Here is a 17,559-nt window from a genome sequence, read left to right on the forward strand (position 1 = left end):
GTATTCTGTCTTTATAAATAGATAAGAAGTAATTTATCGTTTTGAAGAAGGACTGTGTGCTGACATATTAACTGTCATCACGACACGAGCTTGCTGTACAGATTTCATAAAACATTTGTATAGAGAAGCGAACACTTTGTCCACATCTCCTTCTAAAGCTGTTGCAAAAGGCACGGTTTCGGAAAATACTCCCTGTTGTTTAACTGCGCCAATTCCGCTTTTGATGATGTCTACATAATGCGGCGTATCTAATGGATACAAAGAAAATTGAGTGGATACAGGGAACGAAACACAAAGCTGTTGGTTTGAAGACATGTTTTCTTTTGGTTTTATTTTTCTTTCTTCAAAATATTCTTCGTGCTGCCCTGTTGAAAACGTGGCATTCAGCACAATATGCTTTCCTGATTTTCCAGCACTTTTATAAACGGCCTGCACAACTTCAAATATGTCTTTGGCAGTTCCTTCAATAAACGTACTAACACGGTCCGTTTTTCGCTGAACTTTAGACATATCCACTTCGTTTAGTGCGCCTAAAATAATATCGATGAAGTTATCACTCATAACGGAAAGCGTAAAACGACAGCCAACATTTATTTTTTCCAAGTTAATCACCCCTAAAATATAGATTTGTAGTTTTTTAATCATACAAATCATAAAATAACTTTTCTGTTTTGTATAGAAACAGAAGATAGATTCTTTATTTTTAGGAAATATTACATAGAAGAAACGAAAATAAATTGCATAACATGAAAAATAAGGGTGTTAAGAAAAGTCACATAATGAAAAAGAATAAAAAAACAATGTTAGAACTTCTGACAAAAAGCTGGTATATAGACTGAAAACACCATATTATAAATACAAGATCACATTATTCTCCTGCGATTTCGTATAACCTCTTGAAAAAGGGACTTGGGATTTTATCATAAATCCAACCTCCTAGCTGTATAATCAGCTAGGAATTTTTTTTACCCAAACTCTCTATCGCGCATGAGGTTACCTACACTTATTCAACTCAGAGCATGCACCATATATATTTAAGACCAGTGTAAGAAAGATTGCTTGAAAATGTTAGTGTTCGGCTTGAGCTAGAAATAGATAGATGTTACGAAAGAGGGGAAAGAAGGTATGACGCACACATTAATTAAAAATGCAGAGATTATTACGATGAATGAGAAGAATGATATTATTTACGGTGACCTTTATATTGTTGGAAATCGTATTGCAGCCATCGGGAAAAACCTGCATCCGGAAAAGGTAGATAAAGTCATTGACGCAGCAAATAAAACGATTGTGCCGGGCTTTATACATACTCATATTCATTTATGTCAAACGCTTTTTAGAGGGCAAGCAGATGATTTAGAGCTGCTAGACTGGCTAAAGAAGAAAATATGGCCGCTTGAAGCTTCACATGATGAAGACTCTATCTATTATTCAGCGCTGTTAGGGATCGGCGAACTCATTCAAAGCGGGACTACAACAATTGTAGATATGGAAACTGTTCATCATACGGACTCTGCTTTTCAAGCTATATCTCAAAGTGGAATCCGAGCTCTTGCAGGAAAAGTAATGATGGATAAAAAAGGCGATGATCTGCCAAAAGCTCTGCAGGAGACAACGGCTGACTCGATCAAAGAAAGTGTAGAGCTGCTTGAAAAATGGCATAATTCAAATAACGGTCGTATTCGATACGCATTCTCCCCAAGATTTGTGCTGTCGTGTACGGAAGATTTGCTGCGTGAAGTGAGCCATTTATCAGCTGCATATAATGTCCATGTACATACTCATGCTTCTGAGAATCAAGAAGAAATTCGCATCGTAGAAGCTGAAACGGGTATGAGAAATATCATGTACTTAGATCATTTAGGATTAGCCAATGAGCGCCTTATTTTAGCGCACTGTGTGTGGCTAAATGATCAAGAAAAGCAAATTATTAAGAATCAAGGAGTAAAAGTTAGTCATTGCCCAGGCTCAAACTTAAAACTTGCATCGGGAATCGCAGATGTGCCCGGTTTATTAGAGCAAGGTGTATTTTTAAGTCTTGGCGCTGACGGTGCTCCTTGTAATAATAATTTGGATATGTTCAACGAAATGAGGCTGGCCGCTACGATTCATAAACCCTCGCACGGACCAACGGCCATGAATGCAAAGCACGTGCTAGAAATGGCTACAATCGGGGGAGCGAAAGCAGTTGGACTTGAAAAAGAAATTGGAAGTTTAGAGGTCGGGAAAAAAGCGGATCTTGCTATTTTAAATTTAAATCAGCTTCATACCTTTCCATCTTACGGCGTAGACCCTATTTCCAGAGTTGTGTATTCAGCAACGCGAGGAGATGTAGAACTAACGATGGTTGATGGAGAAATTGTGATGGAAAATCGCGTGTTAAAAACAATTGACCAAGGAATTGTATTGAAAGAAGCAAATCATTCGATTGATCGTCTTTTAAAAAGAATCCCGCTTTTAATTTCATAATCATAGATGTAAAACAAAGAAGAGGCTGGGATAAAAGTATTTTAGTTGAAGTAAAACTCGAATTATTGATTAATAATTCGAGTTTTTTGTTGTCATGATGAACGTGGGTTTAATCTGTTTAGTTGCTTCTAGCTGTTGATTGGAGGACAAGGCGTAGACTCCTGCGGGAAAAGCGGAAGGGATGAGACCCCGGCAGGAGCATAGGCGACAAGGAGGGTCATCCCCCGCCCTCGGAAAGCGAAGCCTTGCACGGAGATCAACAGCGGTGTCACAAGCAGTCCAGATCATTTATCCAATTTGTTCGTCTTTAGATGGGATTGATTTAGTTATGTCTCAATCTCTTTTTTTGTATAAATGATTAAAAAGAGCACTCTTGCCACAGACTAAAGGGATAGAAGAAATAAATTTTCAAAATTCCAAACTAACGGAAGATAAAAATTTTTATAATGATAGCGTTTTCTACCTTTGCATATCTACAAATTAAGACTATAATAGGACAAAAGATTTTACTTTGCAATGTAAAATCCTCCTAAATCGTGTCCTTTTTAGGACATTTGAATAGGTAGGATTTTTTATTTTTTTTAGAAGTAGGGAGGCGCGCGTGTTGGAGCGTAACGGAATATTAGAGCGCTTGTTTAAACTATCAGAGCGCAACACAACACCAAAACAAGAAATACTAGCAGGACTTACAACTTTTATGACGGTCAGTTATATGGTAATCGTCAACCCCATTATCATGTCTGACGCGGGTATCCCCCGTGAAGCGGCTCTTGCAGCTACCATTTACGCCATTGTATTTAGTACGTTACTGATGGCTCTATGGGCAAATTTCCCGATTGTAACCGGTCCAGGGATGGGTTTAAATGCGTTTTTTACGTATTCAGTAGTATTAGGGCAAGGATTGTCATGGCAAACGGCACTTGGAGCAGTTTTTATATCCGGGGTCTTATTTTTTGTTTTAACGGTAACAGGAATACGCGGAAAGATTATTGATGCCATTCCGAACGTACTAAAGTCTTCCATAGCAGTTGGAATTGGTCTTTTTGTTGCGTTTATCGGTTTGAAAAACGCTGGATTAGTTGTGGCAAACGAGTCTACTTTTGTAGGGCTTGGAAATGTCATGGATAAAGGCCCCTTACTGGCTATTTTTGGGCTGATATTAGCAGCTGTACTGATGGCTAAAAATGTAAAAGGCGCTCTCATTATAAGTATTTTTGCTACGACAATATTAGCGATGATTGTAGGAGTACAAGCAGTTCCTCATTCCCTGAAAGACGTCTTTTCAGCTACGCCGCCAAGTGTTGGAGAAACATTTTTTCAAATGGATTTAAAGGGCGCAGTTGCCTACGGCATTTTTTCAGTTGTATTTTCTTTCACCATCGTAGAATTATTTGATACGCTAGCGACATTGATTGGACTATCTAAAAAAGCAAACTTAGTAGATAAAAACGGTAAAATTCCAGGTTTAAATCGCGCGCTTGCAGCTGATTCAATCGGTACAATGGCGAGCGCTATTTTTGGAAGCACTGCGTTAAATACGTATATTGAAAATGCAACAGGTATTGCAGAAGGAGGGCGTACCGGCTTAAAGGCATTAACGGTTGCCATCTTATTTATATTTACCTTGTTTTTTGCACCGCTTATTCAATTTATCCCAAGCGTTGCTACTGCTCCAGCACTCATTATTATTGGTTCGCTTATGCTAAGTGACATTAAAAACGTTAACTTCGACGACTTTACTGAAGTTGTTCCCGCTTTCTTAACAATTGTCATGATGCCGTTAACCTACAGCATTGCAGAAGGTTTAGCATTCGGCTTCATTTCATACACAGCGATTAAACTGTTTACAGGACGCCATCGCGAAATTCATTGGATGATGTATGTGATCACGATTGCCTTTTTTATCAATTTTTATATGAGTTCGCATTAGGAAGAAAAGACGTAGCCCCACGCTGCGTCTTTTTTGGTTACTGATTCCTTGTCAGAGAACATCGTGAAAGGATGAAGCTTTTCTTTTATTTTAGATAATTGTAAAATAATTATAAAAGGTGCGTTATAAAGGGTTGGTGGGATAAATTGAAACAAAGTAAACGCAAACGTGTAACCTTACAACAAGTGGCAGAACACGCGGGAGTATCTCGAGCTACCGCTTCGCTTATTGTGCGAAATAGTCCAAGTGTTTCTGAAAAAACAAGGAAAAAAGTTCTAGCTTCGATGAAAGAGTTAGGATATGTATATGACCGTATTGCAGCAAATTTAAGATCTCAAACTTCATCAACAATCGGAGTTATTATTACGGATATATCTAATACGTTTTTTACAGAATTGTTAATTGGAGTGCACGAGGAGCTCGAGAAAGACGGATATACGGTGTTTTTAGGTACGACGTTTGATTCGGATAATCGACAGGATCAGCTGCTTTCTACGATGCTAGAGCATCGGGTAGGAGGCATTATTTTATGTCCTGTTGCGGGTACATCGGAAGATACGATAAGAAAAATTCAGCATTTAGATGTTCCTTCAGTACTAGCAGTAAGGGAATTGCCTGAGGTGGAGTCAGATTATGTAGGGGTAGATTATAGCTTAGGCGTTCAAAAAGCGGTTCAACACTTACTTGAACAGGGACACAAAAGAATCGCATTTTTAGGAGGAACAACCGGTTCTACAACGTGGAAAGAAAGAATGGAAGGTTACCGCTTGGCTCTAAAGAACGCAGGAATTTCTATTGATGAAGAGCTTGTTATTCCGAGCGGTCCGACAAGAAGCGGCGGTGTAGAAGCTGCACGTCAAGTGCTGGACATTTCTGAGCCTCCAACAGCAGTTTTTTGTTTTAGCGACTTAGTTGCATTTGGTGTTATGCAAGGTTTAAAAGAGAAAGGGATTGTTCCGGGAGAAGATATAGCGGTAGTGGGATTTGATAATGTCATGGAATCATCCGTATGTCACCCTACTCTAACAACCGTCTCTTCTTTTGCAAGACAAATAGGAAAAGATGCTGCACGGTGTCTTCATAACCAAATTGTTGATAAAAAAGAACATCATCATCGCATTATTTTAACGCCTCAGTTAGTTGTTCGAGAATCGTCATCAAAAAAAAGAAGCAGTTAATGAACTGCTTCTTTTCCTTGTGAATTATTTAGACGGTTCATAAATATCCCAAGCCATTTTCAAGGAATCAACAATATAATTTGCTACTTCTTCAATATCCAAATTGTCAGTTTCTACTTTGGAATGGTGGTTGGAATAAATTGCTTGTCGCGTATAGAATAATTCTTCAATATCCTCTAGACTTCTTCCTTGTAAAACAGGGCGACTGTCAATAATGAGGCTGATGCGCTCTTTCCATGAATCCCATGAAAGGTCTAAAAAGAATACAATACAATTTGATAAGCATATTTTTTGAATTTCTTCTTGAAGAAATGCGCCTCCGCCAACGGATATAATTTTTAAACGCTGCTGAGATAACTGGCTAATTACTTCTTTTTCTTTATTTCGGAAAAACTCTTCACCAAACTCTTTAAAGATTTGTGATGTAGGCATTTGAAACATTTTTTCGATTTCTTGGTCTATATCGACAAAATCTCTGTATAATTTCTTAGCGACTAGTTCGCCGATTGTTGTTTTACCTACGCCCATAAAGCCAATAAATACAATGCTTTTTTCTCTAAGAGACATCTCGCTGTAATTCATTTTTCAAAGCCTCTTTCTGTTTTTAACAATAAAAAACTTATTATTTTGTATTTTAGTTATTAGAATTATAATACAAATTTTACTGTTTGTAAAAACAGTGAAAGGTATATTATGTCCTAAGAAGCAAGTATCAGCTCACGTTTATAAAATTTTTGTTAGTCAACAGATGGTGATACGCTGTAACGGAAACAAATAAGTAATAGTTAAGCTCGATCACAATCATAAATCTTTGTCATATTGACAGTGCTGCTATCTTACATAATCCTACAGTGTATGTAAGAAAAAAAGGAAGTGAATGTGAGACTACGTAAGCGAGTATAAGCAAACTGAACTCAGGATCAATGAATATTTTTAGAAAATTCTTTAATTTTCTATTGCTAGATTGAAATTTCTGTTGTAGGATTATGATAACGTTTACAAAACGAGTTATTACTTTAAATCAATAGGATTTATAGAAAACTGCATTAAATTTTAGATCGATCTAAAGATAAAAATAGATCGATCTAAAATAACAATCAGGTCAATTGTTAAAAGGAGAGATAACAATGAGCTTTAGACGAGCAAGGCCCTATGTAAATAAAGAATGGCTTGAAGGTAATCGATCAGCAGTAAGTATTAAAAGTCCGTATTCGCAGGAAGTAATTGGTGAGCAAATTATAGCAACGCCAGAAGATGTTGAACGAGCGCTATCAGCCGCCTATGAAGCTAAAAAAACAATTGCGAGTCTGTCTTCTTATGAAAGGGCCAAAATTTTAAAAGAAGCAGCACGGCTTTTGGAAAAGCAAAAAGAAAAATTTGCTTCTCTCATCTCAAATGAGTTAGGAAAACCGCTGAAGAATACGTTGGATGAAGTATCTCGATCTGTAGAAACATTAGAGCAATCTGCGGAAGAAGCAAAAAGGCTTATCGGTGAAACGATACCAGGAGATGCTTCCGAACGAGGGGGAAAAGCGATAGCTTCCACATTTCGTGTGCCTGTCGGGGTTGTTGCTGCTATTACTCCTTTTAATGCACCTTTGAATTTAGTATGCCACAAAATTGGACCAGCTTTTGCTGCTGGCAACAGTGTTATTTTAAAACCGGCTCCGCAAACAACCTTAGTTGCTTCAGAATTTATAGCTCTATTATTAGAAGCTGGAATGCCTGAATGCGCTATTAATATGGTTTTAGGGGGAGTAGAAACAGGACAGCAAATCGTAAAAGATGACCGTGTAAATATAATTTCTTTTACCGGTGGAACAGTGGCAAGCAGAAATATATGTGAACTGGCTGGAATGAAAAAAGTGCTTCTAGAATTAGGAGGAAATGCTTCAACGATTGTTCATGAAGATGCCGACATTAAGAAAGCTGCTGAAATGTGTGGGAGAACAGGGTTTAGCAACTCCGGTCAAAGCTGTATTTCAGTTCAGCGTATTTATGTACATGACTCAGTTGTTTCTGAATTTACAGAGCTTCTGAAGAATGAGGTAACGTCTTTAAAAGTTGGTGATCCTCTGCTGCCGCAGACGGATGTTGGATGTTTAGTAGATGAAAAAGCTGCAAACCGAGTTTTGGCTTGGATTGAAGAAGCAGTCGCTCTAGGTGCAAAGCTGATATGCGGCGGCAAAAAGACAGGGGCTTCTATAGAACCTACTGTTCTATTAAATCCTCCTAAACAAAGCAAAGTAGTGTGTCAAGAAGTGTTTGGGCCTGTGGTAAGCATTATTCCTTATCAAGATATTGAAGAAGCTATTCGGGAAACAAATGATTCATCATTCGGTTTGCAAGCAGGGCTGTTTACAAATCAAATGGATTTAGCTTACCGTGTTGCTGAATCTTTAGAAGTAGGAGGAGTTGTGATTAATGGGACCTCTAATTTTCGACTCGACCATTGGCCGTACGGTGGGATAAAAGACAGCGGCGTTGGTAGAGAAGGACCTCGATTTGCGATTGAAGATATGACAGAAACAAAAATGATTGTCCTGCAGCTATCGTAGCTGAGTTTATTACCTGAAAAAATATATAGTGAATTTAAAGGGGGATATACAATGGAAAAATTAATATCACATCAATTAGTAAATTATCTTGAGGAACGAGGCATCGAGCATATTTTTGGTTTGTGTGGTCATACAAACATAGCGGTACTAACAGCCTTAGAAGAAAGCAAAATTAAATTTATCAACGTTCGACACGAACAAATTGCAGCGCATGCAGCTGATGGCTATGCACGTGTGACGAAAAAAGCAGCAGTAGTATTAAGTCACTTAGGTCCTGGCTTAACAAATGCTGCTACAGGTGTAGCCAATGCAGCGTTAGATTCGATTCCAATGGTTGTCATCGCTGGTGATGTTCCTACTCATTATTATGGAAAGCATCCGCATCAAGAGGTAAATTTACATGCTGATGCTTCGCAATATGAAATTTATCGTCCATTCGTTAAGCGTGCATGGAGAGTTGACCGTCCAGATTTATTTCCAGAAATATTAGAGAAAGCATTTTTACTAGCGGAAAGTGGAAATCCTGGCCCCGTATTAGTATCTGTACCTATGGATATCTTTTCAAAAAAGATCGATGTTTCTTTATTTGATCGATTGCATCGCCAAACGAAATCTTTGCAAAAACCTTCTATCGATGATGAAACGGCAAAGAGTATTGTACAAAAATTAATTAATGCTAAAAATCCAGTGCTATATGTAGGCGGAGGCATCCTATTAGCAGATGCAGCAAATGAATTAAAAGAGCTTGTGGACCACTTGAACATTCCGGTAGCCCACTCCTTAATGGGCAAAGGAGCACTTCCAGATGATCATGACTTGACTCTAGGGATGACTGGTTTTTGGGGCACGAAGTTTATTAATGAAAAGTGTCGGACTGCTGATTATATTTTAGCATTAGGAACACGATTTGCAGAAGCAGATTCTAGCTCCTGGGAGCCGGAATATACGTTTGATTTTTCACAAACAAAATTAATTCATATTGATATTGATCCTAGCGAGATAGGGCGTAATTACCCTGCCGAAATCGGTGCAGTGGCTGATTTAAAACAAGCCCTTAAAGTCTTAAATCGCGTAGCTAAACAGCTTATTCCGGAAGGAGTAAAAAATGAAGCATTAATCAAAGAGATTGCTTCTTATCGTGAAGAGTTTAAAGCTAGCAATGAAGAATATATTCACGACAATTCATTCCCAATGCAGCCGCAGCGAATTTTAAATGAAGTTCGCGAAGTCCTGCCGAAAGATGCCTATATTACTACTGATGTAGGCTGGAATAAGAATGGGGTAGGACAGCAGTTTCCAATCTATGAAGCTGGAAGTATATTAACTCCAGGAGGTTTTGCCACAATGGGATTTGGAGCGCCGGCAGCTTTAGGAGCAAAGGTAGCTCAGCCTGATAAAGTAGTAGTTTCTCTAGTAGGAGACGGGGGATTCGGCCAAAATCCAGCTGTGCTTGCTACAGCAGCCGAAGAGAATATTCCTGTGGTTTGGATCATTATGAATAACTTTGCGTTTGGTACGATCGCTGGATTGCAAAAAGCACATTTTGGAACCACTCTAGGCACGGTATTTGAAAAAGAGGGAGAGGTATATTCTCCTGACTTTGCAAGTATCGCTAAAGCTTATGGAGTAGAAGGTATAAAGATTCAATCAGCCGAAGAGTTTAAACCGGCACTTCAAAGAGCTATTGCTTCTAATAAACCAGTTGTAATTGATGTAGCGATGTTAAATAATCCTGTACCAACGTCAGGACATTGGAACATCATGGATATTTACTCGCCGGATAAGAAAGTACACCATGTATCTGTTTAACAAATATGGAACAAATGCTGAAATGAAAACGGAAACATTTAACTTTGATAAAAAGGAGCTGTTCCTATGTTAGAACGAGGAGAAGGAGCTCATTCTCCATCTATTTGTACGCCTTTAGTGGGCAAAGATCGCAAAGAGCTTTTAACAGAGCTAGCGGAAATTCTATTAAAAAAACCGGATATAATTGAATGGCGCTTAGATTTTTACGAAGAAATTCAAGATATAAACAGCGTCCTTTCTGCAGCTAAAGATATATATGAAAATAGCGAGCGCACTCCTATTTTGCTTACTGTACGTTCTCAAAAAGAAGGGGGGCAGCCTATTTCCTTATCAGAAAAGGAAGTAGTAGCCGTACTTGCAGAGGTATGTAAACACCCATATGTAGCAATTATTGATTTTGAAGTATCAAATCAGCCAGAGCATATCCGCTATTTGCGCAAAATTTCCAAGGAAAGTAAAAAGAAACTTGTGCTTTCTTATCATAATTTTTCTTTTACTCCTCCTAAAGCGGAAATTTTAAAAAGCTTATTTCTAGCTGAATTTTACGGAGCAGATGCAGCGAAAGCAGCTGTCATGCCTCAGAACAATCAAGATGTTTTAACTTTATTAGAAGCTACAAGAGAGGCTGAAAAAGAGCTCAGGATTCCTCTCATTACCATGTCGATGGGAGGGTTAGGAGCTATTAGCCGAATCGTCGGGTGGATGTACGGCTCTTCTGTTACTTTCGCTGTAGGGAAAAGCAGCTCAGCTCTTGGGCAAGTTCCAATTGATGAATTACGAAAAATAATTCAGTTAACAAAAAAAGTTACGGATCCTGAGAGCTATCATTTCCATCAAATTGGTTCGATATAGAATAAAAAAAAGATTGAGACAAAAGTATTTTAGCTAAAGTGAAAAACGAACCATTAATCAAGATGTTTGATTAATGGTTCGTTTTTTGTTGTGGTGAACGTAGGTTTCATCGGTTTCGTTCCTTCTAGCAGTTGATTGGAGGGCAAGGCAAAGACTCCTGCGGGAAAAGCGGAACAGGTGAGACCCCGCAGGAGCGTAAGCGACGAGGAGGCTCAGCGTCCGCCCGCGGAAAGCGAAGTCTTGCACGGAGATCAACTGCGGTGTCACAAGCGGTTCAGCTCATGTATCTCATTTGTTCGCCTTTAGATTGAATTCATTTTGTTATGTCCCAGCCTCTTTTTTATTTCTCCTTTAAATGCATTGAAAGATACACGCGCGTATCTTTTTTGCGCTCGTACTTTGGATTAGCGCTTCGCGTATATTCTTTTGACTGATGTTCTATATGGTAGTTCTGTTCAAACTGTTTGATCGCTTCATTAATTTCTTCTTGTTTTCCCATTAATCTTACTTGCAGCATTGTAACGTCTCCTTCCATATACTTTGCTTTTGACTATATCATGAAATGAAAAAGAAGTAATTTTATTTTTGTTGACGAACTTGTATATACAGGTTAGAATAAAAACATAAAACTTGTATATACAGGTTTGTGGTGAGATTTATATGGGGGATAGGAAATACAGGAGTAAAATGAAAACGGAAACAAGGGGGAAAAGACATGAATCGAGAATCTGTTGAACGCATTGTAGAAGCCGTGGGCGGAAAAGAAAATATCTCTGCTGCAACGCATTGTGTAACGCGCCTTCGACTTGTTTTAAAAGATGAAGGTAAAGTCAATCAACGTATGCTAGATGAGCACGAATTAGTAAAAGGATCTTTTTCTACAAACGGCCAGTTTCAAGTTGTTATTGGTCAAGGCACGGTTGATAAAGTATATAAAGAAATGGTGGCGCTTACAGGGATAGGTGAACTGTCAAAAGAGGAAGTGAAAAACGAAGCGGCTAAAAACTTAAATCCTCTGCAGCGCGCAATAAAAACATTAGCTGACATTTTTATTCCCATTTTACCGGCCATCGTAACCGCGGGTTTATTAATGGGAATCAATAATGTATTAACAGGAGCCGGAATTTTTTACGATGATAAATCAATCGTAGATGTTCATACACAGTGGAAAGACTTCGCGAGCATGATTAATTTAATTGCCAATACGGCTTTTGCCTTTTTGCCGGCTCTTATTGGATGGTCAGCTGTTACGCGTTTTGGAGGAAGTCCTTTATTTGGAATTGTCCTTGGGCTCATGCTGGTCCATCCTGATTTGCTGAATGCCTGGTCTTATGGAGAAGCATTAAAAAAAGGAAGTATCGATACGTGGAATTTATTTGGCCTGCATGTTGAAAAGGTTGGCTATCAAGGGCAGGTTTTACCTGTGTTAGCTGCTTCGTTTGTACTGGCAAAAATCGAATTATTCCTAAGAAAACGAATACCAGATGGTTTTCAGCTTTTAATTGTAGCGCCTGTAGCTCTTTTAGTAACAGGGTTTCTCGCTTTCATTGTGATTGGTCCGATTACATTTGCAATAGGAAATGTGATTACAGGTGCAGTTGTATGGCTGTTTAAAACGGCTCCATTTATTGGAGGGCTTGTATACGGAGGCTTATATGCTCCCCTTGTTATTACAGGCATGCATCATACATTTTTGGCCGTAGATTTACAGCTAATTGGAAGCGTAGGAAGTACGTTCTTATGGCCAATGGTAGCATTATCTAATATTGCACAAGGCTCTGCCGCTTTCGCGATAATGGTTCTTTCAAAAGACGATGAGAAATTAAAAGGACTGTCTTTAACGTCAGGGATTTCAGCGTGGCTTGGCATTACGGAGCCTGCGATGTTTGGTGTGAATTTACGCTTTAGATTTGCTTTTATTTCTGCAGTGATTGGTTCAGCTATTGCAGGTGTCGTCATATCCGTGGCGGGAGTGAAAGCAGCATCGGTGGGAATTGGTGGTATCCCAGCTCCGTTATCGATTGTTCCACAGAGCTGGTCAGCTTTTATTATTGGAATGGTAATCGTAATTGTGGTGCCGTTTCTTTTAACGTTAACGCTTGGAAAGCTTCAGAAAAAATCAACCGTTACATCAACTGTCGCGGCTACAGAATCGTTTCAACATAATTCAAAGAATTAAATGGTGGTGTTAAAAATGCAAGAACCTTGGTGGAAAAAATCGGTTGTCTATCAAATTTATCCTAAAAGCTTTTACGATACGACTGGCAACGGCGTGGGTGATATAGCTGGTATTATTGAAAAGCTAGATTATTTGAAAAAGCTTGGCGTAGACGTCGTGTGGCTAACGCCAATTTATAAATCGCCGCAGCGGGATAATGGATATGATATAAGTGATTATTTTGTTATTCAAGAAGAATACGGAACAATGGAGGACTTCGATCGTTTAATAACAGAAGCGCATAAGCGGGATCTTAAAATCATCATGGATATTGTCGTTAATCATACGTCAACTGAACATGAATGGTTTCAAGAAGCTAAAAAATCGAAAGATAACCCGTACAGAGATTTTTATATTTGGAAAGATCAAAAAGAAGATGGAAGTGCTCCGACGAATTGGGTTTCAAAATTTGGAGGTTCGGCGTGGGAGCATGATAAGCTGACAGAACAATCCTATCTGCATTTGTTTGATGTCACGCAAGCGGATTTGAACTGGGAAAATGAGCGTGTGCGCCGCAGCGTGTACGATATGATGACGTTTTGGTTTGAAAAAGGAGTAGATGGATTTCGTCTGGACGTTATTAACTTAATTTCAAAAGATCAGCGCTTTTTAGATGATGATGGTTCTATCGCGCCAGGAGATGGACGGAAATTTTATACCGACGGTCCTCGCGTTCACGAATATATGCGAGAAATGAATCAAGAAGTTTTTTCAAAATACGATAGCATGACCGTTGGGGAAATGTCGTCGACAACTGTTGACCACTGTATTCAATATTCTCATCCGGACCGGGGAGAGCTTAGCATGACGTTTAATTTTCATCATTTGAAAGTCGATTACCCAAACGGAGAAAAGTGGGCGCTAGCAGATTTTGATTTCATTAAATTAAAAGAGATTCTATCAACTTGGCAAACGGAGATGAATAAAGGAGGGGGATGGAATGCACTATTTTGGTGCAACCATGATCAGCCTCGCGTTGTTTCCCGCTATGGAAACGATGAACTCTATCATAATAAATCTGCCAAAATGCTCGCTGCAACGATTCATCTGATGCAGGGAACACCTTATATTTATCAAGGGGAAGAAATAGGGATGACAAACCCGAAGTTTTCCTCTATTGATGAATATAGAGATGTGGAGTCATTAAATGTGTATGAGATAAAACGTGCACAAGGAATGGACGAAAATGAAATTTTGGAGATTTTAAAACATAAATCAAGAGATAATTCCCGTACACCGGTGCAATGGAGCGATGAGCCAAATGCAGGTTTTACAAAAGGAAAGCCATGGATTAATCCGGCCGATAACTACCGTGAAATTAATGTAGAAAAAGCGTTAGATGATGAAGATTCAATTTTTTATTTTTATCAAAAGCTTATTGCACTGCGAAAGCAGTACGAGATTATCACCTATGGAAACTATGAATTGATTCTTGGAGAAGACGAGCAGATTTTCGCTTACATCCGAAATGGAGCAGATGAAAAGCTGTTGGTGATAAATAATTTCTACGGCAGCGAAACAGCCTTTGAACTGCCAGAAGATATAACTTTTGAAGGATATCATAGTGAAATATTGTTGTCTAACTACGAAGATTCATCAAAGGAATTCAAGCGAATCTTACTTCGGCCGTATGAATCAATCGTGTATCATTTAAAAAAATAGAGAAAAAAGTAAAAAGAACGATGGGTGACAATCTATCGTTCTTTTTATACAATTGGGTATATATAGAAAGTAAAATAGGTGATGGCAATTGAAAGAAAATAAATTTATCAGCATTTACGAACAGTTAGTCGATAAAATTAAACGTGGTGACTGGCGCCCCAATACAAAACTTCCTTCTGAAAATGAGCTTGTTGAACAGTATCAAACGTCTCGTGAAACAATACGGAAAGCGTTAAATTTACTTTCACAAAATGGGTACATTCAAAAAATGAAAGGAAAAGGCTCATTTGTATTGGACGTATCACGCTTTGATTTTCCAGTATCAGGACTTGTTAGCTTCAAAGAAGTGGCGGAAAAGTTAGGACATACATCCACTACTATTGTAAAAGAATTTGAATTAGTTAAGGCCGATCAAGATCTGTGCACACAGCTTGGGGTGACGAAAAAAGATTTCATATGGAAAGTGGTTCGAGCTCGTGAAATCGATGGAGAGAAAATTATTTTAGATAAAGATTTTTTTCATAAAAAGTATGTTCCTCACCTCACAAAAGACATATGCAAAGGCTCTATTTATGAATACTTAGAAAAAGATCTTGGGCTGAAAATAAGCTTTGCCAAAAAAGAAATTTCCGTTGACGAGCTGACGGACGAAGATAAGTGTTACTTAGATTTAAAAGACTATGAACATATTGTGGTAGTAAGAAACTATGTGTATTTAGAAGATGCAAGCCTTTTTCAATATACGGAATCACGTCATCGTCTTGATAAGTTTCGTTTTGTAGATTTTGCTCGCAGAGGTATATAATGTTTTACTGCCCATGAGTTTTTCCTTTTTGTACATGTTTACAAAAAACTGCTTTGGTATAAAAAACAAAGCAGTTTTTTTATGGGGAAAATTGAAAAAACGTGATCCTTTTGACCATAAAACTTTAAAAAGGTTGAATTTTTCTTTGGAGTTTGTTTTAGTAGAACATAAGATTATTTTATATTTGTATAATGTTATCCATACAGGATAGAGATTTATTGTTCTTTTTTTTTATTAGATATATAAGAAAATGTTATTTGAAAACAACAATTCCATTAGTAATTCTAATGAATGTATCTAACTACAGCATTAAAGGGAGCTGCTCAAACAATACTAAGTAAAAAGGAGGAGACGGAATGAGTCACGATTATCGACTTTATCCTCTTGGTGACAGCGGCATTGTCGTTTCATTTGGAGACGAAATTAATTTCGGCATACATAAACGTATTCAGCAATTTACTGAGGTGCTAGAGCAATCATTATGTAAGGGAATGATTGAATATGTGCCGGCTTTTACAACAGTTACAATCTATTATGATCCTTGGATAATGAGTGAAAAAGGAAGAAGAAATCCTTACACAGCAATATCTACATATATTGAAGAACTGCTTTTCCGCCAGGAAGAAAAATCTGAAGCGGTCGCTAGACAAATTGAAATTCCGGTGTGTTACGGAGGAAAGTACGGCCCGGACTTAGAGAGGGTAGCCGCTTTTCATTCATTAACGCCTGATGAAGTTATCTCCATTCATACAAATGGAGAATATTTGGTGTATATGATAGGCTTTGCTCCTGGTTTTCCTTACTTGGGAGGGATGAGCAAAGAAATTGCGACCCCAAGAAAAGAATCACCGAGAAACAGCATCCCAAAAGGGTCAGTTGGCATCGCAGGAATGCAAACCGGCGTGTACCCAATTGAGACACCTGGAGGATGGCAGTTAATCGGGCGTACTCCTCTTACACTATTTAACCCAGAAAAAGATTCGCCAAGCTTGCTTCAAGCAGGTGATCGTATCCGATTTGTTTCCATTTCTGAAACGGAATATGAAGCCCAAAAGGAGGTGGATGAAGATGAGTATTAAAGTGATACGTCCCGGTTTATTAACAACGATTCAAGATATCGGCAGACATGGATATCAAAAGGACGGCATGATTGTCAGCGGGGCAATGGACAAAGTTGCTTTAAGGATTGCCAACTTATTAGTAGGAAATCAAGAAAACCAGCCGGTTGTTGAAATTACGTTAATGGGACCAAAAATTGAATTTCAGCAAGATGTTTTGATTGCCCTGACAGGAGGGGATTTATCGCCAACTGTTAATGATGAAGCCGTAAAGATGTGGCGGCCTTTATATGTGAAAAAAGGGAGCGTGCTACAGTTTGGTGTTCCGACTTTAGGGTGCCGTTCTTATTTATCGGTTTCCGGTGCTTTTAATGTTCCTGCAGTTATGGGAAGTACATCTACTTCACTTCGCGCTCGGATAGGCGGGCTGCACGGTAAAGCATTACAGTCAGGGGACGAAGTATTAAGCCACCCTCCTACAGAAACAGGGAAAGCAATTATAAAGAAACTGGTGAAAAAGCAAACGGATCGCTCTTTTCAGCAGGCTTTTTGGACGATTCATCCTAAACTTCTTCCTTCATACGAGACGCCTATTATCCGCACGATGAAAGGTGCGGAATTTGATTGGTTTACAGAAGAAAGTCAACAACATTTCTTTAATCAAGAATTTGACGTTACCCCTCAATCTGACCGCATGGGCTATAGGCTAAAAGGGAAGAAATTAGTCCTTGGTCAAGGAAAAGAGCTGCTCTCTAGCGCTGTGACGTTCGGTACGATTCAAGTACCAAAAGAAGGACAGCCCATTGTTTTATTAGCAGATCATCAAACGACAGGAGGATATCCTAGAATCGGACAGGTAGCAACTGCAGATTTTTCAGCGATGGCGCAAATTTCTCCAGGGAAAAAGGTTTCTTTTCAAGCAATTTCACTGGATGAAGCGCAGCATTTATATATGGAGCAGGAAAAGAAAATAAATCATATTAAAAGAGCACTTCGAATGAAAATATAAGGAGAGAAGAA

15 protein-coding genes are annotated in these 17,559 nt (G+C 38.6%); 12 read left to right on the plus strand and 3 right to left on the minus strand.

Translation table 11 applies throughout. The features are described from left to right. Positions 1–33 precede the first annotated feature (33 nt). Positions 34–603 carry a YkoF family thiamine/hydroxymethylpyrimidine-binding protein gene (locus ACN6NE_RS15775; protein WP_474325890.1) on the minus strand — a complete coding sequence of 190 codons (570 nt, stop codon included), beginning with the start codon at positions 601–603 and terminating at the stop codon, positions 34–36. Between the two features lie 522 nt (positions 604–1,125). Between ACN6NE_RS15775 and ACN6NE_RS15780 the strand changes: the two genes are divergently transcribed. The 3 genes from ACN6NE_RS15780 (at position 1,126) to ACN6NE_RS15790 (ending at position 5,577) form a co-directional block, all read left to right on the plus strand. Then, positions 1,126–2,469 (plus strand): 5'-deoxyadenosine deaminase, encoded by a 1,344-nt coding sequence (locus ACN6NE_RS15780; protein WP_474325892.1) that lies wholly within the window; start codon positions 1,126–1,128, stop codon positions 2,467–2,469. A gap of 604 nt (positions 2,470–3,073) precedes the next feature. Next, positions 3,074–4,399 (plus strand): NCS2 family permease, encoded by a 1,326-nt coding sequence (locus ACN6NE_RS15785; RefSeq protein WP_057241507.1) that lies wholly within the window; start codon positions 3,074–3,076, stop codon positions 4,397–4,399. Positions 4,400–4,545: 146 nt separating this feature from the next. Further along, positions 4,546–5,577, plus strand: a complete 1,032-nt coding sequence (locus tag ACN6NE_RS15790; protein ID WP_034654015.1) for a LacI family DNA-binding transcriptional regulator — start codon at positions 4,546–4,548, stop codon at positions 5,575–5,577. A gap of 24 nt (positions 5,578–5,601) precedes the next feature. Here the strand turns inward: ACN6NE_RS15790 and ACN6NE_RS15795 are convergent, their stop codons facing one another. Beyond that, positions 5,602–6,159, minus strand: coding sequence for a shikimate kinase (locus ACN6NE_RS15795; protein WP_129706572.1), 558 nt, complete (start codon positions 6,157–6,159; stop codon positions 5,602–5,604). Between the two features lie 545 nt (positions 6,160–6,704). On the opposite strand from ACN6NE_RS15795, the gene ACN6NE_RS15800 reads away from it, so the two are divergent. The 4 genes from ACN6NE_RS15800 (at position 6,705) to ACN6NE_RS15815 (ending at position 11,107) form a co-directional block, all read left to right on the plus strand. Next, positions 6,705–8,135 carry an aldehyde dehydrogenase family protein gene (locus ACN6NE_RS15800; RefSeq protein WP_013055660.1) on the plus strand — a complete coding sequence of 477 codons (1,431 nt, stop codon included), beginning with the start codon at positions 6,705–6,707 and terminating at the stop codon, positions 8,133–8,135. A 51-nt stretch (positions 8,136–8,186) separates the two neighbouring features. Beyond that, positions 8,187–9,944, plus strand: a complete 1,758-nt coding sequence (locus tag ACN6NE_RS15805) for a thiamine pyrophosphate-binding protein (RefSeq protein WP_474325894.1) — start codon at positions 8,187–8,189, stop codon at positions 9,942–9,944. A gap of 66 nt (positions 9,945–10,010) precedes the next feature. Continuing rightward, positions 10,011–10,796 (plus strand): type I 3-dehydroquinate dehydratase, encoded by a 786-nt coding sequence (gene aroD, locus ACN6NE_RS15810; RefSeq protein WP_474325896.1) that lies wholly within the window; start codon positions 10,011–10,013, stop codon positions 10,794–10,796. 131 nt (positions 10,797–10,927) lie between these two features. After that, the gene (locus tag ACN6NE_RS15815) at positions 10,928–11,107 is read left to right on the plus strand and encodes a hypothetical protein (protein ID WP_129706578.1); all 180 of its coding nucleotides are present in this window, start codon (positions 10,928–10,930) and stop codon (positions 11,105–11,107) included. 29 nt (positions 11,108–11,136) lie between these two features. Here ACN6NE_RS15815 and ACN6NE_RS15820 read toward each other — a convergent pair whose 3' ends face one another. Continuing rightward, entirely contained in the window at positions 11,137–11,313 is a 177-nt protein-coding gene (locus tag ACN6NE_RS15820) for a YvzF family protein (protein WP_075421344.1), read from the minus strand. A gap of 198 nt (positions 11,314–11,511) precedes the next feature. Between ACN6NE_RS15820 and treP the strand changes: the two genes are divergently transcribed. From treP to ACN6NE_RS15845, 5 genes are all read left to right on the plus strand, one after another. Continuing rightward, positions 11,512–12,975 (plus strand): PTS system trehalose-specific EIIBC component, encoded by a 1,464-nt coding sequence (gene treP, locus ACN6NE_RS15825; RefSeq protein ID WP_474325898.1) that lies wholly within the window; start codon positions 11,512–11,514, stop codon positions 12,973–12,975. Positions 12,976–12,990: 15 nt separating this feature from the next. Continuing rightward, positions 12,991–14,676 carry an alpha,alpha-phosphotrehalase gene (gene treC / locus ACN6NE_RS15830; protein ID WP_129706582.1) on the plus strand — a complete coding sequence of 562 codons (1,686 nt, stop codon included), beginning with the start codon at positions 12,991–12,993 and terminating at the stop codon, positions 14,674–14,676. Between the two features lie 88 nt (positions 14,677–14,764). Then, positions 14,765–15,481, plus strand: coding sequence for a trehalose operon repressor (gene treR / locus ACN6NE_RS15835; protein WP_129706584.1), 717 nt, complete (start codon positions 14,765–14,767; stop codon positions 15,479–15,481). 356 nt (positions 15,482–15,837) lie between these two features. Then, complete coding sequence (gene pxpB, locus ACN6NE_RS15840) at positions 15,838–16,560, plus strand: 5-oxoprolinase subunit PxpB (protein ID WP_129706586.1); 723 nt, start codon at positions 15,838–15,840, stop codon at positions 16,558–16,560. Continuing rightward, complete coding sequence (locus ACN6NE_RS15845) at positions 16,550–17,548, plus strand: 5-oxoprolinase subunit C family protein (protein WP_129706588.1); 999 nt, start codon at positions 16,550–16,552, stop codon at positions 17,546–17,548. Before pxpB ends, ACN6NE_RS15845 begins: the two co-directional genes overlap by 11 nt. Positions 17,549–17,559: the final 11 nt, after the last annotated feature.

Source organism: Priestia sp. 53B2, from assembly GCF_056099005.1.

Excerpts from the sequence above, each read along its gene's own strand:
- ACN6NE_RS15780 (WP_474325892.1), top strand. The coding sequence starts at position 1,126 with ATGACGCACACATTAATTAAAAATGCAGAGATTATTACGATGAATGAG.
- ACN6NE_RS15795 (WP_129706572.1), bottom strand. The coding sequence starts at position 6,159 with ATGAATTACAGCGAGATGTCTCTTAGAGAAAAAAGCATTGTATTTATT.
- ACN6NE_RS15800 (WP_013055660.1), top strand. The coding sequence starts at position 6,705 with ATGAGCTTTAGACGAGCAAGGCCCTATGTAAATAAAGAATGGCTTGAA.
- ACN6NE_RS15805 (WP_474325894.1), top strand. The coding sequence starts at position 8,187 with ATGGAAAAATTAATATCACATCAATTAGTAAATTATCTTGAGGAACGA.
- aroD (WP_474325896.1), top strand. The coding sequence starts at position 10,011 with ATGTTAGAACGAGGAGAAGGAGCTCATTCTCCATCTATTTGTACGCCT.
- ACN6NE_RS15820 (WP_075421344.1), bottom strand. The coding sequence starts at position 11,313 with ATGCTGCAAGTAAGATTAATGGGAAAACAAGAAGAAATTAATGAAGCG.
- treP (WP_474325898.1), top strand. The coding sequence starts at position 11,512 with ATGAATCGAGAATCTGTTGAACGCATTGTAGAAGCCGTGGGCGGAAAA.
- treC (WP_129706582.1), top strand. The coding sequence starts at position 12,991 with ATGCAAGAACCTTGGTGGAAAAAATCGGTTGTCTATCAAATTTATCCT.
- pxpB (WP_129706586.1), top strand. The coding sequence starts at position 15,838 with ATGAGTCACGATTATCGACTTTATCCTCTTGGTGACAGCGGCATTGTC.
- ACN6NE_RS15845 (WP_129706588.1), top strand. The coding sequence starts at position 16,550 with ATGAGTATTAAAGTGATACGTCCCGGTTTATTAACAACGATTCAAGAT.